The sequence below is a fragment of the Paenibacillus litoralis genome (assembly GCF_046244365.1).
Taxonomy (GTDB): domain Bacteria; phylum Bacillota; class Bacilli; order Paenibacillales; family NBRC-103111; genus Paenibacillus_V.
In genome coordinates, this window is the sequence record NZ_CP176395.1 from 162,008 (window position 1) to 184,763 (window position 22,756).

Annotated in this window: 17 protein-coding genes and 1 riboswitch; of the genes, 5 read left to right on the plus strand and 12 right to left on the minus strand. The window is 54.0% G+C overall.

From position 1 onward, the window contains the following. Nucleotides 1-34 precede the first annotated feature (34 nt). Both ACKGJP_RS00700 and ACKGJP_RS00705 read left to right on the plus strand, forming a co-directional pair. Nucleotides 35-1,021 (plus strand): N-acetylglucosamine kinase, encoded by a 987-nt coding sequence (locus tag ACKGJP_RS00700; RefSeq protein ID WP_409343805.1) that lies wholly within the window; start codon nucleotides 35-37, stop codon nucleotides 1,019-1,021. Beyond that, nucleotides 1,014-2,324 (plus strand): 6-phospho-beta-glucosidase, encoded by a 1,311-nt coding sequence (locus ACKGJP_RS00705; RefSeq protein WP_409343806.1) that lies wholly within the window; start codon nucleotides 1,014-1,016, stop codon nucleotides 2,322-2,324. The genes ACKGJP_RS00700 and ACKGJP_RS00705 overlap by 8 nt, the downstream gene beginning before the upstream one ends. 137 nt (nucleotides 2,325-2,461) lie before the next feature. Here ACKGJP_RS00705 and ACKGJP_RS00710 read toward each other — a convergent pair whose 3' ends face one another. The 6 genes from ACKGJP_RS00710 to ACKGJP_RS00735 form a co-directional block, all read right to left on the minus strand. Next, nucleotides 2,462-2,896 (minus strand): GNAT family N-acetyltransferase, encoded by a 435-nt coding sequence (locus tag ACKGJP_RS00710; protein ID WP_409347040.1) that lies wholly within the window; start codon nucleotides 2,894-2,896, stop codon nucleotides 2,462-2,464. Nucleotides 2,897-2,967: 71 nt separating this feature from the next. Then, nucleotides 2,968-3,567 carry a DJ-1/PfpI family protein gene (locus tag ACKGJP_RS00715; protein ID WP_409343807.1) on the minus strand — a complete coding sequence of 200 codons (600 nt, stop codon included), beginning with the start codon at nucleotides 3,565-3,567 and terminating at the stop codon, nucleotides 2,968-2,970. Between the two features lie 67 nt (nucleotides 3,568-3,634). Continuing rightward, nucleotides 3,635-3,713, minus strand: a riboswitch (ZMP/ZTP riboswitch). Between the two features lie 140 nt (nucleotides 3,714-3,853). After that, complete coding sequence (locus ACKGJP_RS00720; protein ID WP_409343808.1) at nucleotides 3,854-5,380, minus strand: extracellular solute-binding protein; 1,527 nt, start codon at nucleotides 5,378-5,380, stop codon at nucleotides 3,854-3,856. A 75-nt stretch (nucleotides 5,381-5,455) separates the two neighbouring features. After that, a complete protein-coding gene (locus ACKGJP_RS00725; protein WP_409343809.1) occupies nucleotides 5,456-6,334 on the minus strand; it encodes a carbohydrate ABC transporter permease in 879 nt (292 codons plus the stop codon). A gap of 54 nt (nucleotides 6,335-6,388) precedes the next feature. Next, on the minus strand, nucleotides 6,389-7,315 hold the full coding sequence (locus ACKGJP_RS00730) for an ABC transporter permease (RefSeq protein WP_409347041.1): 927 nt from the start codon (nucleotides 7,313-7,315) through the stop codon (nucleotides 6,389-6,391). Between the two features lie 378 nt (nucleotides 7,316-7,693). Then, nucleotides 7,694-9,955, minus strand: a complete 2,262-nt coding sequence (locus tag ACKGJP_RS00735) for a helix-turn-helix domain-containing protein (protein WP_409343810.1) — start codon at nucleotides 9,953-9,955, stop codon at nucleotides 7,694-7,696. 165 nt (nucleotides 9,956-10,120) lie between these two features. Between ACKGJP_RS00735 and ACKGJP_RS00740 the strand changes: the two genes are divergently transcribed. The 3 genes from ACKGJP_RS00740 (at nucleotide 10,121) to ACKGJP_RS00750 (ending at nucleotide 12,868) form a co-directional block, all read left to right on the plus strand. Then, on the plus strand, nucleotides 10,121-11,662 hold the full coding sequence (locus ACKGJP_RS00740) for an MDR family MFS transporter (protein ID WP_409343811.1): 1,542 nt from the start codon (nucleotides 10,121-10,123) through the stop codon (nucleotides 11,660-11,662). Between the two features lie 32 nt (nucleotides 11,663-11,694). Continuing rightward, on the plus strand, nucleotides 11,695-12,267 hold the full coding sequence (locus ACKGJP_RS00745) for a PadR family transcriptional regulator (RefSeq protein ID WP_409343812.1): 573 nt from the start codon (nucleotides 11,695-11,697) through the stop codon (nucleotides 12,265-12,267). Between the two features lie 388 nt (nucleotides 12,268-12,655). Beyond that, nucleotides 12,656-12,868: a DUF2759 family protein gene (locus ACKGJP_RS00750; RefSeq protein WP_409343813.1), complete on the plus strand. Its 213-nt coding sequence runs from the start codon at nucleotides 12,656-12,658 to the stop codon at nucleotides 12,866-12,868. A gap of 1,055 nt (nucleotides 12,869-13,923) precedes the next feature. On the opposite strand, the gene ACKGJP_RS00755 is transcribed toward ACKGJP_RS00750, so the two are convergent. The 6 genes from ACKGJP_RS00755 to ACKGJP_RS00780 all read right to left on the minus strand — a co-directional run bounded on the left by ACKGJP_RS00755 (nucleotide 13,924) and on the right by ACKGJP_RS00780 (nucleotide 22,467). Further along, on the minus strand, nucleotides 13,924-14,892 hold the full coding sequence (locus ACKGJP_RS00755; protein WP_409343814.1) for a sugar phosphate isomerase/epimerase family protein: 969 nt from the start codon (nucleotides 14,890-14,892) through the stop codon (nucleotides 13,924-13,926). A 194-nt stretch (nucleotides 14,893-15,086) separates the two neighbouring features. Then, nucleotides 15,087-16,259 (minus strand): MBOAT family O-acyltransferase, encoded by a 1,173-nt coding sequence (locus tag ACKGJP_RS00760; RefSeq protein WP_409343815.1) that lies wholly within the window; start codon nucleotides 16,257-16,259, stop codon nucleotides 15,087-15,089. Nucleotides 16,260-16,337: 78 nt separating this feature from the next. After that, nucleotides 16,338-17,279, minus strand: a complete 942-nt coding sequence (locus ACKGJP_RS00765; RefSeq protein WP_409343816.1) for a hypothetical protein — start codon at nucleotides 17,277-17,279, stop codon at nucleotides 16,338-16,340. A gap of 33 nt (nucleotides 17,280-17,312) precedes the next feature. After that, a complete protein-coding gene (locus tag ACKGJP_RS00770) occupies nucleotides 17,313-18,506 on the minus strand; it encodes a hypothetical protein (RefSeq protein WP_409343817.1) in 1,194 nt (397 codons plus the stop codon). A gap of 43 nt (nucleotides 18,507-18,549) precedes the next feature. Further along, nucleotides 18,550-18,801 carry an acyl carrier protein gene (locus ACKGJP_RS00775; RefSeq protein ID WP_409343818.1) on the minus strand — a complete coding sequence of 84 codons (252 nt, stop codon included), beginning with the start codon at nucleotides 18,799-18,801 and terminating at the stop codon, nucleotides 18,550-18,552. 372 nt (nucleotides 18,802-19,173) lie between these two features. Then, complete coding sequence (locus ACKGJP_RS00780) at nucleotides 19,174-22,467, minus strand: FG-GAP repeat domain-containing protein (RefSeq protein WP_409343819.1); 3,294 nt, start codon at nucleotides 22,465-22,467, stop codon at nucleotides 19,174-19,176. Nucleotides 22,468-22,756: the final 289 nt, after the last annotated feature.

The window sequence follows — 22,756 nt, forward strand, 5'->3', positions numbered from 1 at the left end:
GGCGACGCGTATAAGCGATAAAGGAGAGGGCAAAGTGGCCTATTATCTGGGGTTGGACGCAGGGGGAAGCAAAACGGTCGCCGTCATTACGGACGAACAAGGACGGATAAGAGGCAGCGGCCGAAGCGGCTGCGGTAATCATCAGATCGATTTGGAAATAGCGAGACGAAGTCTGCATGATGCGGTCGAGCAAGCGCTCCGCCAAGCGGATGTTACGGCTTCGCAAATCGATTTCGCTTATTACGGACTTGCCGGTGCAGACCGTGAAGCCGATTTTCGCATCCTTCGCCCGATGGTGACGGAGCTGGGTATAGCCAATCACGATTTGGCTTGCGATACGATTATCGCGCTGCGGGCAGGGACGTACCGGCCCTATGGCATCGTGGCGATATGCGGCAGTGGCATTAATAGCGCCGGCATCAACCGCAGCGGTCAGACGTATCAATGCGGCGGCTTTGGCCACGATTACGGCGATTGGGGCGGAGGAAGCTTTCTTGCGACCGAGGCCTTTAGAGCCGTCATACGCTCGTGGGAAGGACGGGAAGAACCGACACTGCTAACGGATCTCCTGCTGAACGCATTCGGGTTTGACGGTGCGGAAAAGATGTTTCACGACTTTCTCGATCATCCGCGCAGAGTACCGCTTCAGGCTGTAAAGCTGTTGTTTGAGGCGGCAGAAGCAGGCGACGGAGCGGCGATAACCATATTGCGCCATCAAGGCGTCGAAATTGGTAAATCTGCAGCTGCCGTGATTAAGAAGCTTAGTATGCAGGAAGAAGTATTCGATCTTGTCCTCGCAGGGAGCGTGCTGACGAGAGGGGATGCCAAATTCGTTCACCCCTACATCGAAGCGTATGCGCATGCAGTCGCACCCGGCTGCAGCTTGCGGGTTCTAACCATGGAGCCGGTAGTCGGTGCCGTATTGCTTGCGATGGATAAAGCGGGAGCTGCCATCGAGTCGGATGTCTACGAACGGCTGAGCGCCATCAACAACTTGGAAGGAAGTGGACAAAGTGAGTAACGCAAACGGATTGAAGGTTGTCGTCATCGGCGGAGGCTCCTCCTACACGCCGGAACTGATCGAAGGCTTTATCCTGAATCATGAGAGGTTCCCGGTGACCGACATTTGGTTAGTCGACATTCCGAAAGGCGAGCATAAGCTGCGGATCGTCGGACAGCTGGCACAACGGATGGTCGAGAAATCGGGATTGCCGATTTCCCTTCGACTCACGCTTGATCGCCGCGAAGCGCTGCAGGGGGCGCATTTCGTTTCTACGCAAATGCGCGTGGGCCTCCTGCAGGCACGGATATGGGACGAAACGATTCCGCTCAAATACGGCGTTATCGGCCAAGAGACGACTGGCCCAGGCGGTATGATGAAGGCGCTTCGCACGATTCCCGCATTGCTGGACATCTGCCGCGATATGGAGGAGCTGTGTCCGGATGCATGGCTGCTTAACTTTACGAATCCCGCCGGGATGGTGACGGAAGCGATACAGAAATATTCATCCATCCGCTCGATCGGCTTGTGCAACGCGCCGATCGGCGTATATAAATGGCTGACGGGTCTATATGACGTCAAGGCCGATCGCATTTACGCCGAATTCGTTGGCTTGAACCATCTGCACTGGATCACGCAGGTGCGCATCGACGGGGAATCGAAGTTGGAGGAGCTGCTTGCCGAAGGCGAAGCGTACTCTGCCAAGAACGTGCCGGGCTTGAACTGGAACGCTGAGCTGATTCGTTCGCTGGGTGCCATTCCATCCTACTACTTGAAATATTACTATTTGCAAAAGGAAATGTTCGAGGAGCAGCAGACGTCTTCGGCTAAGGAAGGAACCCGCGCCGAGGTGGTGAAGCGGGTAGAGGACGAGCTTTTCGAGCTGTATAAGGATCCGAACCTGTCGGAAAAGCCGAAGCAGCTTGAAAAACGCGGCGGCGCCTACTATTCCGAAGCGGCGGTTAACCTGATGAAATCGCTGTACAACGATACGCGCGACATTCAAACGCTTAACGTAAGCAATCGCGGCATTCTCGATTTCCTACCGGCGGATGCTTGTATCGAGGTCAACTGTGTCGTAACGAAGCAGGGGCCGATTCCGCTTCCGGTATCGCACATTCCGCTTGCGGCCAAAGGCTTGATCCACGCAGTCAAATGCTACGAGCAGTTGGCCATCGAAGCGGCCGTTCACGGCGATCGCGGGCTTGCGCTGCAGGCGTTGACGCATCATCCGCTTGTGCCGTCGGCGAATGTTGCCGAGAAGATGCTGAACGAAATGCTCGAGCAGCATAAAGCATATTTGCCGAACTTTTTTCGCTCCTAGGGGGGCAATGAACGAACAGTCCGGGTTGTATCTTACAGCACCGGACTGTTTTCATACCTTGTGGTTAAAAGTAGGAGAGGTAGGCTGTCTGGGTATAATAAGGACGCCGAACTAATGTTACGCTTATCAAGCAGCATTCAATATTCCTTCCGCAGCGTTTTCACGAACGTGACCCTATCGAAGGCGGGGGCAAAGTAATCTTTTTCCCAGGCGGCCGTTTCAAAGCCCAGATCGCGATAAAAGCGAAGTGTAGGCCCGGTATCGGCATGGCCGAGCGTATAGAGCATTACTTTGGCGGCATCTTGCTCCCGAATGTCCCTGCAAACGTGGTCGATCAACGCTCTGCCGATTCCCTGACGCGCATGCTCCTTGGAAACGACGACGCCTACGATTTCATAAAGCCCGACCTCATCATTGTAAATAAAACCGGTATGTCCCGCGATTTCTCCATCGCCGGCAAGCGCCACATAGTAAGCGCTAGGCTTGCAGCCTTCAGCTTCCCAGAACGACCGCCACCGGTCCGGATACCTCATTCTGACAAAGCTCGGAAACTGCAGCGGATATTGCGCCATCAAGGCGTCGATAGCGGCTCCTTCGCCATTTTGAAGCGGTCTAATAAGTATCGTTCTCACTCCCGTTTCGATTAATCAAAAGGCATGTCTAGGTCCGTCATTCGGCCGGGGCGATAATAAGGATAATCCATGGCTGCCTGAACCTTCCTGACGAAATCGATGCCCGCTAGCGACTCTACGAAAAACAACCCCAGGTCGATAGAGGCGGAAACGCCGCCGCCGGTAAAAACGTTGCCGTCACGGACGATGCGGGTTTTGAGCACGGTGTCGCAATAGGGCGCGAGCAGATCGTAGGCGGACGGATTCGTCGTAGCCTGCTTGCCGTTCAGAAAGCCGGCGGCTCCCAGCAGCAACGCACCTGTGCATACGGACACCTTGTATTCGGCTTTGGCGGCCGTCTGCAGCCAGGCGATGAAATCGGCGTCGTGCCTCAGCTGCCTCGTGGGTATTCCGCCCGGAACGAATACGACATCGTAACCGGACAGATCGGGGCGAACATGCCCGATTTTGATCGTCATGCCGCGATCGTCGGTAATTTCCGCTTTGTCCGCGCATAGATCCCACGTTAAGTCTTCCTTTGCTTTCATGATTTTCAGCCACGATACGGCGTCATAAAAGCCGATAAAATCCAAGGACGTCATCCCGTCGAACAAAATGTACGCGATCCTCAAGCCGTTCACCCGCCTTTCCTTCATTCGGATTCGAATAACAAAAAGAAGCACTCGATCGCAAGATCAAGCACTTCGCCCAGGCGTACGGCCGTTATCGATGCGCTCCCTCATGGTTCTCCATGTTTACGCCAGTTACGCATCGTTCGATTTGATGACATTTATGTTACTCGAATATTCTGAAAATTACAAGAACAGTTTTCAAGATAGTTTTCTTTATTTTGTTAGATCGAGCTGTCCTTCCGCATAAAAAGGGCCTTCGAACAAATGTTCGAAGGTCTCTTTTCTCCTATTTCTTGTTGATTTTCGCGTAGGCTTCCTCATATTCTTTAATGATTTGGTCGCCGCCGGTTTTGCGCCATTGCTCGACCGCTTTGTTCCAGCCTGTCTCGTCGATTTCACCCATGATGAATTTCGTCGTGGCGTCGCTGATGATTTTGGACAGCTCGCTGCCCTTCTCGATATTGGTTTGCGAAATGAGCGCTTGCACCGGATTTTGGATAGCCGTCGGGAAGTTGTCGATCTGCATTTGCAGCGCTTTTTCCAAGATCGGCGAGTTATTGCCCTTCATCGCTTTGGACGAATCGTCAAACCGCATGAATTCGTAAGAGGCTATGTCCGTATTGAATTTCTGGGCGTCGGTACGAACCGGCTTGCCGTTCTCCATCTTGTAGGTCGAGCCCTCGAAGCCCCAAGTGAACAGGTTCTGCATGTCCGGATCGGCCAATTTGTCCATATAGCCCAAGATTTGTTTGAGCTGGACCTCGGTTTTGACGCTTGTTTTCGGGAACATGAACTGCGGCGGGAATGCGCCCCGGGTAACGACTCTGACGCCCTTCGGCCCTTCGATTCTGCTGATGACGTCCAGCTTCGCCTGCGGGAACGCTTTGTACAGATCGACGTAGCGGGACTCGACTTCTTCCAGTGCGGCGAATAGCATGCCGGATTTGCCTTTGTTAATCATGTCGAAATCGTTTTTGTTGACGGCAAAATCCTTGTTCATAATATTCTCGTCGTAGAACGATTTGTACAGCTTCAGCGCATCCATGTATTCCTTGGTCATAAAGGAGGGGGTGAGCTTGCCATCCTTCAGATCGAATTGGTTCGGCCCTCCGAACCAGGCTACGAACAGCTCGAAGCCGTTAGTGCCGGCTCCGCCGACGGCGATGGTGTCCTGTTTGCCGTTTTTGTCCGGATCGTTGAATGTGAACGCGCGCATCACCTTGATCAACTCGTCCAGCGTTTTGGGCTGCTGCATGCCTAAATTATCGAGCCAGTCCTGGCGAATGACGATGCCGTTGCGCGCTTGGGGGATATACTTGTAAATCCCGTAAATTTTGCCGTCGAAGGCGCTGTCCTTCAGCATTTGCTCGTTGATTTTGCTCAGGTTCGGATAATCCTTCAAGAGAGGCCCGATCTCCCAAAACATGCCCGAGCGGACCGCGTTGACCAAGCCGGCGTTTTTGTTGCCGTTCGCTAGTACGTACAAAATTTGCGGCAAATCCTGAGAGGCGATACTCGCGTTCATCTTGTCCTGATAGGCGGAGCCCGGCGTCCAGACGATATCGAGCTTCGTATTCGTATGCGTCTGTACCTTTTTCAGCGTTTCCCCGTCCTGTTTAGGCGGCTCGGCATTCCAATACGGCACCATCATTTTGATGGCAAGCGGTTCTTTCGACTTCGGGGATTCCGCTTTAGGCGAGCTGTCTGCCTGCTTCCCGCCATCAGTCGTTGCGCTGCCACCGCAGCCGGCGACAAGCGCTCCCGTCAAACCGATTGCAAGAACGGCAGCCGTCGTATGCTTCCATGTTTTCATGTACATCGCCCCTTCAATAATTGTTGTATGATACATCTTCAGTCCGCAAGATGCAATCACCGGTTCGGTTTGCTCTTACCCTTTGATCGAGCCGAGAAAAACGCCTTTGGCGAAATGCTTCTGCAGCAAAGGGTAGACGAGCAGGATCGGTACGGTCGCGACGACGATCGACGCCATTTTGACAGTCTGGCTGGGCGGGACGAAGGTCGCGTCGAACGTGCTGGAATCGCCGATGCCGCCTTCCGACAAGATGACGATCTGCCGCAGCAGCACCTGGATCGGCCATTTCGTATGGTCGTTCAAATACAGGATCGCGTTGAAAAAGGTGTTCCAATGACCGACCGCGTAAAACAGCGAGAACGTCGCGATCGCCGGCATGGAGAGCGGAAGCACGATCCGGATCAAAATACCGAGGTCGTTGCAGCCGTCGATTTTGGCCGATTCCTCAAGCCCGTCGGGCAACTGCTGGAAAAAGTTTTTCAGCACGATCAGATTGAAGGCGCTGATCGCGCCGGGGATAATGAGCGCCCAGTACGTGTTGATCATCCCAAGCGACTTCACGACCAAATACGTCGGAATCATGCCGCCGCTGAACAGCATCGAGAAGACGATCAGCAGCATGATCGGCTTGCGTCCTTTCAGATGGGAGCGGGCGAGCGGATACGCCATCAAAATGGTGAACACCAGATTCACTAGCGTTCCGGCGAGCGTGACCAAAATCGTTACGATCAGGCTTCGCGAAAGCGTTTCGGTGGAAAAAATGTATTTGTACGCGTCCAGCGAAAATTTCGTAGGCAGCAGGACGAACGTTTTCTGAACCAGCACCTCGGAGGCCGTGAACGAAGCGCTGATCACATACAGGAACGGCAGGAAGGTAGCCAGGGAGAACGCTAGCAGAATGCCGTAAATGCACGTGTCGATCAGGCGGTTGCCCCATGTTTTACCTTCGATCATCGGATTCACCTCGCTTTAGGGTAACGACGGCAGCGGAACGGAGAGACGGCTTATTCAATAGACGCCCTCCTCGCCGAATTTTTTGGCTAAATAATTGGCTCCTGCGACAAGTACGAAGCCGACCACCGATTTGAACACGCCGATGGCGGTGCTGTAGCTGAATTGCCCTTGCGTAATGCCGCTCGTATACACATACGTGTCAAACACCTCGCCGACTTCCCGGTTAAGCGGGTTGAGCATCAGGTAGATCTGCTCGAAGCCGTTGTCGAGGAACGTGCCCAGCCGCAGGATGAGCAGAATCACGATCACGTTCCGGATCGACGGCAGCGTAATATGCCACAGCTGACGCCAACGGCTGGCTCCGTCCATGCGGGCCGCCTCGTACATTTGCGGATCGACTCCAGCCAAGGCGGCGAGGAAAATGATCGTCCCCCAGCCGGTCTCCTTCCAGATCACCTCCGCCGTTATTAGCGTACGAAACCAATCCGCGCTTTCCAGCAAGTTGATTTGCTTACCCGTCGACGCCTTCATCCATTCGGTAAATAGGCCGCCCTCCGAGGTAAAGAAAATGTAGGCGATCCCGACCACGACAACCCAGGAGACGAAATGCGGAATATAGATGAGCGTCTGGACGAATCGTTTGTACGCTTCCTTCCTGACTTCGTTCAGGAGCAGGGCGATGACGATCGGCATCGGGAAGAAAAACACGATATTATAGATGGCCAAAACAAACGTGTTTTTGAGCAGCATGCCGAATACCGGATTCGTGAAAAACCGCTCGAAATGCTTGAACCCTACCCATTCGCTGCCCGTAAAGCCGAGGAAGGGCTGATAGTTTTTGAAGCCGATCAATACGCCCCACATCGGTACGTACTTAAAAAGAAGGAAGTAAGCGATACCGGGTATCAGCATGAAGTACAGCCAGCGATCCCGGATGAACGGCCGGACCCACCGTTTCCGCTCCATGCGTTCGTTCAGCATCCGGGTTGGCAATGGGTTAGACTGCAAATGGAAGCCCTCCTTGATTCTTAATTCGTCGCTTTCGTTGTACTTCGCAGCGGGTTGCCGCCAGCGTTTTCTCAAAATGTCAGAAAGGATATCCTCCGCCGATTGTTCCATTTCTCGGCAAACGTCAGGTATCAAAGACGCCGAATGCGTTTATCCTTGTGGGACTATCATCGCTTGGAGCCGGGTAACCGTCTATAATCACTAGAGCCCCTTTTGGCGATTAGGCTGGGGGGCGGCCGGTTTCGGGGGCAATAATCATCACGGACCCTATAATCATTAGGGCGCTGTAGGCAAAAAATCCCCGAGTAGCGCGCCATGCGGGCGTTTCCTCGGGGATTGCAGGTATGTCGATCATTTCTCTTGCCGTTTGCGGTAGTCGCCGGGCGTCATTCCCTCCACTTTGCGGAACTGGCGAATGAAATTTTGCGAGTTGTTGTACATGAGCCTCTCGGCGATTTCTGAAATTTTCATATCGGTTTCGGACAACCATTTTCGTGCAACCGTCATCCGGTGCATGGACAAATATTCACTGAAGCTGATGCCGGTTCCTTTGCGGAACACCCGCTTAATATAGGACGGATGGTAGTTCAGCAGAGAGGCGCACGCTTCCAGCGTCAAGTCCGTATCGTATTTCTCGTGAATGATCGCAACGATCTCGTCCGAGAGGCGCTTATACTGCGCATCGTTCCGGTTCTCGATCGATTCGATGACCGGTACGATCAGCGCTGCGGAGAGCCAGGCTTCGACTTCCTGAAGCGTCTTGATGGCGAACAGCTGTTTAAATAAGCTTTGCTCTTCCGCAAGCGCGGCAAGAGCTTGTCCCGAGTCCTCGGCGAACCGGACGATATCGGCAAGCAGCCTCGATAAGAATAGCTCGTAGTGCCGGGGCGTCAGCTCCATCGCGGCGATGTCAGCCATAAACTGCTTCAGGCACAGCTCCGCCTTTTCACGGTCGGCCATACGCATCGCGTCGTACAGCTCGCTTGCGCTTCTGGAGGGGTACGGAGGCTGCATGGCTTCGCCGTGCAGGACGTCTTCGATGTGCAAAATAATCCGGTGGCCGAGCTTGATCCGGTAATTGAGCGCCTCGATGCCTTCGCGGAACGCCTGCGGGGCCTTCGCGACCTCCCGGAACGGCCTGCTGATCCCGATGCTGACCTGCAGGTCCAGCAGCTCCTTGACGGTCTGCTGTATTTTCTCGGCGCACCCGAAAATAAAGCTTTTGAAATCCGCCTCACTCTCCTCAAACCCGCACAGCAACGTGACTTGAGACTGGTCTACCGGTACCGGCGTAAATTGAAGCTTTGCCGGAATGAGATCCCTGACGATATTGTTGATGGCGAACATAAGCAGGTCATGGTCTTGCTTCCGATAGCGCGTCCCTTCCAGCGTATCGATTTCCAGCGTTAAGACGCACAGCCATCTCCACTCGACCGGAAACGAGAATGGGGGCAGCTGCTCCTGGATATCCTGAGCCGTCAACTCGTTCCGGAACAGCTTTTGCATGAAAAACAGCTTCAATTGCTGGATTTGCGTCTCGATCTGCCCGGACATCTGAAGCTGCGTATCCTGCAGCGACCGAATGCGGTCCCCGATAAACGTAAATTCGTCGCTTCTCGCTTTGCCGGACGGCGGCTCCACCGGGCCGAGCACGGATTGGAACAGCTTGCGTACTGGGTTGTACATACGTTTGGAGCCAAAAAGCGCCGAAATCAGAATGATAAAGAAAAGGACGAAGCAAGTCAGCAGCGTGATCCAGCCGATGGAGCGGGAATCCTTCGTTATTTCGCCGATGGACACGACGGAGAAATAAGTCCAACCCGTATAGGACGACTTTCGGTAAATGACGCTGATATCGCCGTCAGCCGACGATGCGGACAGGACGCCGCTGTCTTTGTCCGACTGTTTGGCTCTCTGGATATAGGAAAGCCCCGAAACGTCGCTGGCGAGCTTGGACGAATCTTCATGCGCCAGGATACGGTCGCTGCTATCGACAATCATGATCGTATGGCCTTTTTGCTCGAGCGTCACCATCTTTTGCAGGTACTGGACAGGAATCTGCAGGACGACGATGCCCTCGGGCGGCGAGAAGGTGGTCGGAAGCTTTTTGATCAGACTGACGAACGTTCGCCCGTTTACGTTTTCCCGCAGCCAGTAGGAATGGTTGGGGAGTCTAAGATAAGCTTGCATGCGTTCCGCATAATCGCTTGAGCTGAATTTGGCCAGGCCGTCGTTGTTAAGGATCCAGTCTTGAGCGGAGCTGATCAAGGATACGTTCTCAATCCCGAACTCGAACGTCTTCATGTACCACAAGTTGCGTAAAATTTCTTCCACCTCGAGAAAGTCGCGCGGAGCGAGCGGTTTGCGGATGGCATTCTTAAAAAGCGTCGTATTGGCATATTGGATGACCATATTGTCCACCGTCTTCAGTTCCTGCTCGACGCGGAGCTGAATTTGCTGGAGAAGCTGCATGTTGCTTTCGGTGACCTTGGCCTGAATCATGTCGGACGATTTCATATAAGAGAACGCGCCGAGCAGCATGACTGGCAGAATCGAAAGAATGAAACTGAACAGAAACAGCCGGTTCAAATATCGGGAAGATTTGAAGATCATTGCGGCCCCTCTCGGCGCATGTGCGGCCTCTTTTTTTAGAAAGTATATCGAGTAAGGGACGGGAAGGGAATGGCAAAATGTTAGCCGTAGACGTAATTTCCAATTGAATGATACTCAAATTTGAATATAATAATTTGTATAATGGAAAGTAAAGGAGTGGAGTACATGGATGTCAAAAAATCGAACGTCAAGCTGACCGTTGTCGGCTTGATGCTCGGACTGCTGCTGGCCGCGCTCGATCAAACGATCGTTTCCACGGCGATGCCGACGATTCTGAAGGAATTCGGGGGGCTGGATAAGCTTGTATGGGTGTATTCCGCGTACCTGATAACGAGTGTGGCGGGCATGCCGATCTTCGGCAAGCTGTCCGATATGTACGGCAGGAAACGGTTCTATTTGCTCGGCCTGGTCGTGTTCATGATCGGCTCGGCGCTCTGCGGGACGGCGCAAAGCATGGAGCAGCTGATCACGTACCGCGCGATTCAAGGGATCGGCGGGGGCGCTTTGATGCCGATCGTGTTTACGATCATTTTCGATATTTTTCCGGCAGAGAAGCGGGGGAAGATGCAAGGACTGTTCGGCGCGATGTTCGGCATTTCCAGCGTATTGGGACCGCTCGCGGGCGCTTTTTTCACCGATTATGTGAATTGGCGCTGGTGCTTCTATATCAACTTGCCGCTTGGCGTCATCTCCTTCCTGGTGATTACGGCATGCTATCACGAGTCGAAAACGCATGTGAAGCAGCGGATCGACTGGGCCGGCACGGTGCTGATGGTCGGAGCGATCTTATGCTTGTTGTTCGGCCTCGAGCTGGGCGGCAAGGAATATGCCTGGGACTCTTGGCAAATTGTCGGGCTGCTCGGCGGTTTTGTCGTTCTGCTTATCGCCTTCTTGCTTACGGAAAGAGCGGTCGCGGATCCGCTGATTTCCATGGGGCTGTTCCGCAACCGGTTGTTTAGCTCCAGCATGGGCATCGCTTTTCTCTATGGCGCCATCATGATATCGGGTGCAACGTACATCCCGTTGTTTATTCAAGGCGTGTTCGGAGGCAGTGCGACGAGCGCGGGCCTCGTTCTTACCCCGATGATGCTGGGCGTCGTTGCGAGCAGCGCGATCGGAGGCCGTTTTATCGGCCGGTTATCTTATCGAAACATTATGCTAGGCTCCGTCGTACTAATCATTATAGCTCTGCTTCTGCTCGGCACGATCGGGATCGATACGCCTCGCTGGCAGGTCACGCTGTATATGATCGTCATGGGGTTAGGCGCCGGCACGTCGTTTCCGGTCATCTCGATTTCGGCTCTGCACAAAATCCCGATGAACAAGCGCGGCAGCGTCAATTCGATGAACCAATTTTTCCGGACGATCGGCTCGGCGATCGGCATTACGATATTCGGCACGATTCAGTCGCATCAGCTGAAGGCGGGGCTTACGGATATCGTTCCGCCTCAGTTTGCGGACCAGATCGGCGACGGACGCGGGCTTTTGCAGGATACGGTCAAGCAAATGTTTCCGGCGGACGCTTATCATAAGCTAATGAGCGTGCTGGCGGATTCGATTTCCTACGTGTACCAATGGTCGATCGTGATCGGCGTTCTTGCCTTCCTGTTCATTCTGTTTATGGGCAAGGCAAGAATGGAGATTCCCGCTAAGAGCCACGTAAACGAGAAGGCAGGCGAACAACCGATCGTTCAGCCGGGGCATTAAGGGCAGGCTAAACGCAATGAAGGAAAAGGCAGGTGAAGGGCTTGTCCATCAAACTGGCCATTCTCGGACTTCTTATGGAGGCGGACAGCCACCCCTACGAAATTAGGCAGAAAATGAAAGAACGCGCGATGGATCAGTATATGAAGATTCAGGACGGCTCGCTTTATTACGCAATCGACCAGTTGAAGAAAGAAGGCTCCGTAACCGTCGTAGACGTCATCCGCGAGGGCAGCCGTCCGGACAAAACGATCTACCGCATAACGGACAAGGGGAAAACGAAGTTCGAAAAGCTGCTGCTCGACCAATTCAAGGAAGGCGTCAAAGTGAACAATCCCCTGTATGCGGCTGTCGTATTTTCCCGTCATGCGGATTCGAAGCTGATCGCGCGCAAGCTGGAGGAGCATATCATCGAAGTGGAAGCTTATACGGTACGGATGAAGGGCGTGTACGAGGAGCATGTGGGGACCGTTCCCCGTTCCACGCTGCATCTGATGTGGGGGCTTTACGACCATGCCAGAACGGAATTGAAATGGCTGAAACGGCTCTATGAGGATACCAAAGCAGGACGTCTTGGCGAGTTTGGCAAAGGGCTTGACGTGGAGTAGGGCAAAACGAAGGGGCAGCCTCTCGAGGGAATTTAACGCTTGAGGGGCAGCTCCTTTTTGCTTGAATTTCCGGTTGCCGCAGTTATAAATGTTCGATGAAATGGACAATTTATACTTACGCGACAAATTGGAGAAATCTTTGTTTATCGAAAAGAAGTCGGCACCTCGTTGATCGATAGTGTAGTATCCTTCAAATCGTTCTTGCCAGATGAGCTTGGAAATAAATAAAAGGCGAATCGCCGGCCGAAAAAGGAAGCGAAACATAGTCAATGCCTGTCCGGACGGCAATCGTGACAATGTTGTTACAAATCGAGAAAGCACTTGCATCCATTGTCCGCACAGGCTAACATAGGATAAGATGCACTATTCATGTAAAGGGGGGCCCAATATGTTCTGGGCTGCAGAAGCAGCGAGTTCTTCGACAACTCACTTTGATCCATTCGATGCGTTCATAATAGTGTTCACCCTGATCATTGCTTTGGCTGTCGTGCGTACGATTACGGCAAAGCAAAAAAACCTGCTCGCGATCGCTTTCAGCGTCGTGAGTCTGCTCGTATTCCTTGTTATGGATTACGTTATGGTTCAGAACTGGATGAGCTGACACGAGGCCGTTTGGCCGGGACGAGCTTCCCGGAGACGGATATGCAGCGTGCAAAAGCAAGAGCGAGGGAACTTCCCTTGCTCTTTTTGTTTTTGCCCTCCTTCGAGGTCCGCTAAAATCAAAACGGCACCGTGCACTAAGCAAGGCGCCGCCAGGGTTGAAGAATGAACGCCGCAGGGTTGCGGGTATCCCTTGGAGGAGCGGAGCGGCCGCCTTTGTACTCGGGAAATAACCGCGGCTAAGCGGATTCGATCGAAATTTCCCGAGGACAAGAGTGGCTGGAAAGGGAACCCGTGAGCCCGGAAGGCCCATCATTCTTTTCCTTTTATTCCCGGGCCCGCAAAAATAAAAACGGCACCGTGCCATAAGGACGGTGCCATCGGATTGTAGGCAACGGAGGGCCGAAGAATGAACGCCGCAGGGCTGTGGGTATCCCTTGGAAGAGCGGAGCGGCCGCCTTTGTACTCGGGAAATAACCGCGGCTAAGCGGATTCGATCGAAATTTCCCGAGGACAAGAGTGGCTGGAAAGGGAAACCCGTGAGCCCGGAAGGCCCATCATTCTTTTCCTTTTATTCCCGGGCCCGCAAAAATAAAAACGGCACCGTGCCATAAGGACGGTGCCGCCAGGTTTGCTTGCTACGGTGGGTTGAAGAAATGAACGCCGCAGGGCTGCCCGTGAGCCCGGATGGCCTATCATTCTTTTCCTTCATCCCGGGCCCGCAAAAATAAAAACGGCACCGTGCCATAAGGACGGTGCCGCCAGGTTTGCTTGCTACGGTGGGTTGAAGAATGAACGCCGCAGGGCTGCGGGTATCCCTTGGAAGAGCGGAGCGGCCGCCTTTGTACTCGGGAAATAACCGCGGCTAGGCGGATTCAATCGAAATTTCCCGAGGACAAGAGTGGCTGGAAAGGGATACCCGTGAGCCCGGAAGGCCCATCATTCTTTTCCTTTTACCCCTGGCCCTGGAGGGAGATACCCGCCGCTGCGGAAGTTCCGATTCTTTTGTTTACGTCCTTTTTCTCAACGAGTGACGTTTTTATTTTCGCCGGGCCCCTACACCCACCACATTTCACCCAGAGGCTCCTTAATCAGCACCTGCTGCAGGTTTTGCACCGCTTTGCTGAAGCCTTCCTCGATGGACATAAGGCCGTCCTCATGCTCGATGCTGACGACATAGTCGTAGCCGACGAGACGAAGCGCGCTGATGATGTCCGCCCAAGTTTTCATGTCGTGGCCGTAGCCGACGGTCCGGAACTGCCAAGCGCGGTCCAGCATAAGCGTATAGGATTGCATGTCGGTCAAGCCGTGCTTATTGACGTTGATCGGATCGATCGACGTATCCTTCGCATGGAAGTGATGAATCGCGCCGGCGCGGCCGAGAATGTGAATCGCTTGCACCGGATCGATGCCTTGCCACCACATGTGGCTAGGGTCGAGGTTCGCGCCGATCGCTTCGCCAGCCGCTTCACGCAAGCGGAGCAGCGTAGCCGGCGTGTGCACCGAGAAGCCGCCGTGCAGCTCAAGTCCGATTTTGACGCCGCGGTCGCTAGCGAACTTTGCGGTTTCGGTCCAGTACGGAATGACTTTATTTTCCCACTGCCAAGTGAGAATTTCCTGAAAATCGTTCGGCCAAGGGGCAACCGGCCAGTTCGGATACTTCGCATCTTCGTGGTCGCCGGGGCAGCCGGAGAACGTATTGACGACCGGCACCTCAAGGCGCTGCGCGAGCTCGATCGTTTTGGCGATAATATCCTGTGCTTCTTTGGCGATCGCTTTTTGCGGGTGAAGCGGGTTGCTGTGGCAGCTCAGCGCGCTGATGATGAGGCCGCGGGACTCAACCGCTTTCTTGAACGCGTTCAGCTTGCCGCTATCTGCGAGCAGCTCGTCCGGTTTGCAGTGAGCGTCGCCCGGATACGCGCCGGTACCGATTTCAATGGCGCCAAGCCCTTTCGAGGCGATGTAATCGAGCGTTTCTTCAAAAGGCTTTTGCGAGAATAATACCGAAAATACTCCAAGTTTCATGAGGACACCTCCGCGAATGGTAGAAAATCATACAAAATGTACGCGTGTACATTTTGCCGAAAAAAGGACACGACGCTTGCATGGAAACCATTCGCCATCGCCGGTAGGGCCGTAGAGGCCGTTTGGCTAACGCGAAAATCCGCTGCAAAGCTCGTGCAGGTGTAGGACTCCTCAAATTATAACATCATGGGCGTTCAAAATGAAGGCAGCGTGAACAATCCGCGATAAATTTTTAGCACCGTTTCGTAACCGGTTGCCGGACTGTAGCTGTAGACGATAACCGCGAACACGACGATTGCCTGCGTCACGAAGCAGCGGAAATAGAAATACGAACGTGATACTTTCTTTTTATTGACGGTCGTCTGGCCGAGCAGGCTTTCGATCGCAATGACGATCCCGTGGTAGACGCCCCACAGCACGAACAGCCAGTTAAAGCCGTGCCACAGCCCGATGAGTACCATAATGCCGAACGACATGGCTGCGCCTGCCCATTTCGAAGGCGTTTTGCGTCCGAAAATGAGAAACACGTGATCGCGGAACCAATCCGCCATCGTAGCGTGCCAGTTGCGCCAATATTGAGTAAGCGTCGGGGCGGTAAACGGCTTTTTGAAGTTTTCCGGGATGTTGTAGCCCATCAGCCGGCCGAACCCGATCGCGATGTCGGAATAGCCGGAGAAGTCGAAGAAGATCCAGATGTAGAACCAGATCATCAGAAACAGCGATTCGTGCGTATGCAGCGTTCCGGCGCCGTCCATCATGTCGTTGAAAATCCGGCTCATCCAGGCGACGATGACGAACTTTTTGAACAGGCCCAGAATGATTCGTTTGATCGCCCACTCGAAGGTCGCCGCATCCACTTGATAAGGCTTGCGCGTATCGGCCATAAAATCGCGGAATTTAAGTATCGGCCCGGAGGTGAACGTCGGAACGAACAGGATGAAGTTGAAATAATCCAGCGCCCCGGCCCGTCCGTCCTTGCCCACGAAGTAGGCGAAATAATAGGCGTCGATGACCTTCAGCACGTTGTAAATCAAGCCGAGAAAAATGACCGCGTCGAACAGCGGACTCGACCAGACGTTCATTTCGAACAGCCGCAAGGAGGAGACGGCGGCCACGTTCGCGACGATTGCCGTCAAAAACCAGCCTTTGCGCCACCGCTCGGCCGTGCAAAGGAAGCGGAAGCCGATGAAGTTGAGCGCCGTCCATGCCATATAGAAGACGAACAGCTTCTGGCTGTATACGAGCAGGAAGGCGACGTTGAACAGCAGCAGCAGAACACGTTTGTTGCCCGTCCACCGCCGGCTCAGCATCAGCACCGCGATCATCCCGCACATCGCCAGAATGGACGTCATATTCGTATAAAACATGCGCTTAGAACCCCTCGTAAATAAAAATGCCCTTGCCGGTGTAATAGACGATCACTAGGACGAGCATGACCAAATACGCTAGGATTTCGATGGTTTTGCGAGCGATTCGAGCCATTCGTCCACCTCCTTCGTAAACAGCGGCGCCCCGTCTTCCCGGTTCAAATGGACCAGATCGTGAAAATATTGCGGCTCATAGCGGCCCATCGCGTCGAACACAGGCACGCGGTTCGCCTCCAGCAGCTTATTGACTTCGGCTTTCAGAGGCTTCATATAAGCAAACTCGGGATACGCCTTATTGTACGGCATCCAGACGACGCGAAGCGGAATCTGCTCGCGTGCGGCATACTGCATCACGTATTGGAGAGCGTCGAGATTTTGCCGGAAATCGTCCATCGTCATGGCGCCGAATTTCTCGTTGTAAAAGTTCCACCGTTCCTTCAGAAAATCGTCCGGCTTGCGGCCGAAATAAAGCTCCTTGTCGATCCAGCGGGGCGTATAGGCCAAAAGCTTGCTGCGATCGAGCTCGACCGTACCCGTATACAGGCTCCGAAGCGCTTCTTCGCCGGAGTCCTTCAAGTAGTCGCGGTAGGCGAACAGATAGGGCTGGTACCATTTTTTGAGCCATGGATAGGTGGAGTCGGTCGAAGGCTCCGTCGGCATCTTGTCCACCATCGTATGGATATCGATTCCGATGACGAGCTCGCCCTGCACCCGGTACAGCTTGTTCTGCAGGATCCCCTTCAGATCGTTGATACTGCCGTACGACAGCCCCATTTCGACGAGCGGATGCTTGGACTTGTCTTCCATGTAGGCGCCGGTCACCGCCGAATTACCGAAAAAAACCGGGCCGGCGTCAGCCCAGTTGTGGTGATAGAGCGTTTTGGTAAAATCGTTCTTGTAGAAACGGAGCGACGACTTGAGCGGGTCCCATTTGGCGACGGCCAAGTCGGTCGCGGCGAAAGCAAGCAGCAGCACCAGCACGAAGCTGTTGCGCCGCAGGAAAGAAGCGAATCGTTTCACGGTGCCAAACCCCGTTTATGTTGGAATATCGGACTACAGCGATTTTTGCTGCCATTCCGCATATTGCTTGCGGAACGCTTGCGGCCACTGCGCTTGATCCAGTCCGTATTGGGCGAGGAAGGCGAACGCCCAGCGTTCGATGCCGAAGCCGACGCAGCCGGTAACGGCGTTGCGCTTGCCCATTTTAATATTAAACGCATTGCCGAACGTGTTGCTATGGAAGTTGACGGAACTGCAGGCAATCGATTTGTCGATGTACGGGATGCGAAGACGCAGCTCGTATTTCATTTCCTGGTTGCGCTGGAACGAAGCCTTGACTTGAAAATCGTTCGTGAAGAACGGATCGTTGGCGATTTCCATAAAGCTGTCCACGTTCCATTCGGCGGCAAGCTCTTTCAAATATTCGATAGACTTCAGCCGGTTTTCTTTGACGAAGTCCGGTTTGCCGACAAAAATGATCTCGCGCATGCTGAAGTCGAGCAGACGGCCAAAATCGGTATGGTTTTTGGACTCGAACCGGTGGCACTTGGAGATCGCCGTTACGACGACGCCTTCGCCCTCCAGCGTCTCGTCCTGCAAGCCCTCGTAGCAATGATAGCAGGTGGACGGGTTCATCGCGAATTTCGGTCTCGGCATGTTCTCGTCCAGCGACATCGGCTCGTCCTGCTTCCAGCCTCCGGCTTCGCGAATCGATTGCGAGAACGTTTCGATTACGTCCAAATCCTCGCGCAGATGCGTCAGGAAGTGGATATGTTCCGGGAACGAAGTGAAATGGTTCGTTTTATTGAGCGTTTCGCAGTGGATGACGGCCGGATACGATTCTTCCTTGACGTCGAACCGGTTGGCGATCTTCGTCACGAAGGAGTAGTCGAGAAACCGCATCAGACTGGAAAACGGCTCGCGGAAAATGAACAGACCGGGCTCGAGCACCTTAATCACTTTGGATTCGACGAGCTCGGCGATAATGTCGCCCCGGTGAGGCGTGTCCACTTTATTTTCGAACAGAACGTTCTCCTTGAAGCCGAAATCCCCTTTGGAGAAACGGTCGATCAGCCGGTTGAGGCGGCTCTCGATAACGTCCGCTCCATGCGGAGAGTTGTGAGCGACCCGAAGCGTATCGCCGTCGATGACAATATCCGTAATCGTCTCGTCGACGAAGGCGGCGGCATATTTCAGTTGTCCGTGCTGGCCGGGCGCAAGGCGTTCCAGCGAAACTATACATTCCATGGGTTGCTACCTCTCAATCTGCGGAAAATAAGCCTGTCGGCCGTTATTTGCCGTTTTTTTGTGCGATAAACGTTGCGATTTCGTTGACCGTATTCATCGAATAGAGCATGAGGTCTTGATTCGTCACTTGAATGTCGTATGATTTCTCGACATGGGCGATAAGTGCGGTTGCCCCGATCGAGTCGATATAGCCATAGTCGAACAGGTGTACGTCCCGGTCGAAATCTTCGTCATCGGCTTCGATCTCGTATCGGTCGCGAATGTGGCGCTCCAATTGTTCGGCAATTTTTTCCATTAGGGTGAGCCTCCTCTGCATAGCTGGTGAAAATAGTAGGGGAAACGCGCCTTGCGGCGAACCTAAAATCGTGTAGTACCGCTTTCTTAAAGGACTGGCGGCCGGCATCGTCCTTAAACGGGCGAGAAACAGGCTGGCCGCTGTAAGAGACTATAAAAGCTCTTATTTTCACAGTCTGCTCATTTTTAAGAAGATAAGAGCCTCTATAGTCTCCTATTTATCCCTTTTATTGAAAAATGGCCACTTTCGGGTGAAATAGCGGTCTTTAGCGTCGCTTAAATACTCAAAAATGCGGGTAACTAGGCGATTAAGAGTCCTTAGGGACTCTTAATCGCCGGCTGCTTGCAGCAAGCGGGAGTCGGACACTGCTTACTATCTCAAGCGCACCTTGATCGTCGTCTTGTCGCCGAAATGAGTGACCGTATACGTATGCCGTTCTGCATTTTCCTCGATCTTCAAATCATCGCCTTCGATCGCAATCGGGCTGTCCGGCGGGCTGTACAGCTTGATTTGCTGCATCCCTTCGCCATTCAGCGCAATCGTCCAGCTGTCATCCTGCTTGTCGATCGCCATCGGCACGTTAACGCGAACGATGTGGAAAGGCTCCTTGCGCCAGCTGACGGTCAGCTTCGAAGGTCCGGCAAGACCGGCGTACAGCACCGGTTTTTCCGCCGGCAGCGGCTTCCCGTCTTCGGCGGCTTCGCGCTGGAACGCCTCGCGGCTCGTGAACACCGGCGAATCGACGACAAGCGGCTGCCCCGCGTACTTTTTACCCGGTTCGATCGCCACGCCAAGCGTGTTGCGGTAATCGCCCGCTTGCTGCGGAACGTCGCCGGTTTGGGGCGTCAGCGTGAGCGATAAGTGAACGCCTTTCCCTAAGGCATTCCTTAACTTGTCCCACAAATAAAGCCCCCAGCTTTGGCTGACCTTTACTTTGGACGTGAGCGCCGTCAGGTACGATTGAGCCATTTGCGGCTCGGTCATAAAGTTATAATCGTATTCGGTACGCAGCTTGTCGAGGTAGCGGACGAACGGCAGCAGTCCTTCCTTCGTGTCAATGGAGCTGGCGATCTTGTATTCGATATGCTCAAAATAGTCGATCGGCATGTCAAGCGCCGTATAAGCTTCAAAAACATCTTTTGTCGATCCGTTGCTCGGGTAATTAAAAGCGGGAGCGCCTACCAGCATCGGGTTTTGCAAAGACCCGTCAGTCAGCAGGAACGGCATCGCCCACATATAGTCCGACGAGTAAACCGGATCGGACCGGTTGTTTGATGGTCGGAAGCCGAAGTTGAACCAAATATCCTGCGCATTTTCATTGCGCAGCGTTTGAATGCGGTCAATATTGTTGATCCGCCACGTATGCTGGTTCGTACCCGGCATGTCCCACGGAATGCCTAGCTTCTTGAACGATTCGCGCTGCAGGGCAAGCTCGGCTTTCTCCTGTTCGTCGCTCACATATTGGTGCACGTAAACGTGCGGGTATAGCGGAATATGGTTCGTTTTGGCATAATCCAGAAACTCCTTAAGTTGAGCGGCGTAAGGGAACGCCGGATCGTCGATTGTTACCGGGTCGCTGAACCCGACCTGTCCGACGATCAGATCGGGCTTGCCGTCGTGATTGATATCGTAAACGACCGGTACCGCATTGTGGCCGCCCACCAGGGCGTTCGTGCCCATCATGTTTTTCGTTTCGCCGTTGATCGGGCCTTGATTGATCCAAGCGCCGTCTTTTTGCACGAAAAGCTGCACGTCTCCGTCATTGCTGCCGACAAGCAGGTCGAGCTTGCCGTTGTCGGTCATATCGGCGAGGGCTGGGGCTGCATGCAGTGAGGTCAACTGAACAATCGGACGGCCAGCCTCGAAGGCGAGAGGATGTCCCGGCACGCCGCGAAACAGTGTAACGCCGCCGTTCTCATCGCCGACGACGAGGTCGGGCGTGCCATTGCCGTCGATGTCGCCGACGGTCGGCGCCGCATTCGCGGAGACGGCAAGCGGCTTGCCGGCTGCAGTAAGCCGCACGGGCTTCGCAAAGATGGCGCTGGCGAAGCCGTTGCTTGTGCCGAGCGTGCGCGGGGCCGCTGCCGCTTCCTCGCTGCCAAGAGCAAGCGCCGCGTAAACCTCGCCTTTGGCGTTGCCGAGCACAAGGTCGATGCGCCCGTCGCCATTCAGATCGGCAGCCGCAATCGTCGCGTACTGGCCGACCGTGAGCGGCTGGCCGTCCGACTGGAGCAGCTTTTGCGGCGCTCCGAACGCGTCAGGCGTCGCCAAGCCCGCAGGCAGCGGTTGCGAGGCATAAGCCTCGTCGTTATGGCCGAGGTTGCGATACGCATAGATGTAGCCGTCTGCGCTGCCTGCAAGCAAGTCGGAGCGTCCGTCGCCGTCGAGGTCGACAAAGGCAGGATACATCCGGTAAGGCAAAGGCAACGGGGTTGCCAGCTCGTTATCGCGAGGATCATGCCGATCCGGATACCTCGCTAATTTCATCGGTCGGCTGCCGCTGACAAGCTTGGCTCCGCTGGAATAGAACGAGTTGGCGTACTCCCCGATAAATTTCGGGTTTTGCGCCGTCCCCACATTCAAATGGACGATCGTGTTCTCCCACCAGTTTCCCCAATCGAAGGAACCGCGAACGAGCGAGTACGACGGGATCTGATTATATTCCTTCAGCAGCTCCGCCCAGCGGATGCCCGAGCTGTCGCGGAATCCCGGTAGCGCCTCGAAGTGGTTCTGAAACGCCATCGCCGGCCGTCCGTAAGGACCGAGCGACTTCGTCACACTATAGCCGAGCGTTTCCTTCGAAACATAGGCCACATAAGCGTTGCGAAGCTGGTAGTTTGCCGCCGCAAAGGAAAATTGGAAGTAAGGCTGCAGCGGTAGCGGATTTTTGAAATCGAAATAAGTCGTGCCAGGGACCCGCGGATGTTGTTGCGCTTGACGGTCGGCCAGCTTGGCAAAGCCTTGCCCGGGATCCTGACCGCTCTGCATATCGAAGCCGGTTATGAAATAACGATTAGGCAAAAATGTTCCCGCGAGAAGCACCGAGCCTTCACCGAACCGATTAACGGTCATCGCAGCCACATCGTTCACTTTCACGATCGTTTCGGCGGTCGTCGGGACTAGTCCCTTACCCCAGCGGAATTTTGGCACTGATTGGAAGCCCCCGTGGGCGCTAAAATTGTCTGCAAACAGCTGAAACACCTGCTGTAGGCCTTGCAAATGGAGGTCCACACCGGGATAGTCGAACTTCACGCCCGAGTCCGTATCCGCCGGAATATCGGTAAGCGCCGAACCGCCGAGCACATCCAGCGGAAAATCGGCGGCAAAGCCGTTCTCCAAAAACAAATGACCCCCTCCGCGGACATAGTCGGCCAGCTTCGGCAAAGCCTGCTTCAAAGCATCCGTATGCTGCAGCGCGGGGTCGAGATAGATAGCGTCATAGCTGCGCAGCTTGCGGCCGGACAGCTTGTCCAGCGCACCGCGATTGACGTAGGCGTTAGCCGCCAGCGTTTGTTGAAGATTGTCGAAAGCGGAGGTGTCGAAAGCGTCCGCCGCGGTTGCATATAAAAGATCCAGCCGGTCTTCCTTTGGCACGAAAAAGAGAGCGGCGGCAAGCACAAGCAGCGCTCCGGCGGCTGCCAATAAGGACGATCGGATTCTATTCAAAGCAAAAACCCTCTAACGAATTGGATTGCAAAGCTTGTGAGTATTATACCATTTTCCGCGAATGATGTTAACTTAAGGCGAAAGTTGATAGGTTGGACGGTAAAATTCTCACAATATTTGACGTTAACGGTTGGCATATAGTTGCAGTTGCGGATTATTTTGTGGAATCGGCCGTTTCACGCGCAGACCGATGAAGAATAGAAGCGGAGTTAAAGGGAAAAACCTCCCTGTTCGCCTTCGCGAAGCGGCGTGGGAAGTTTCATTGTCGGAGAACGGGGATATTTACTCA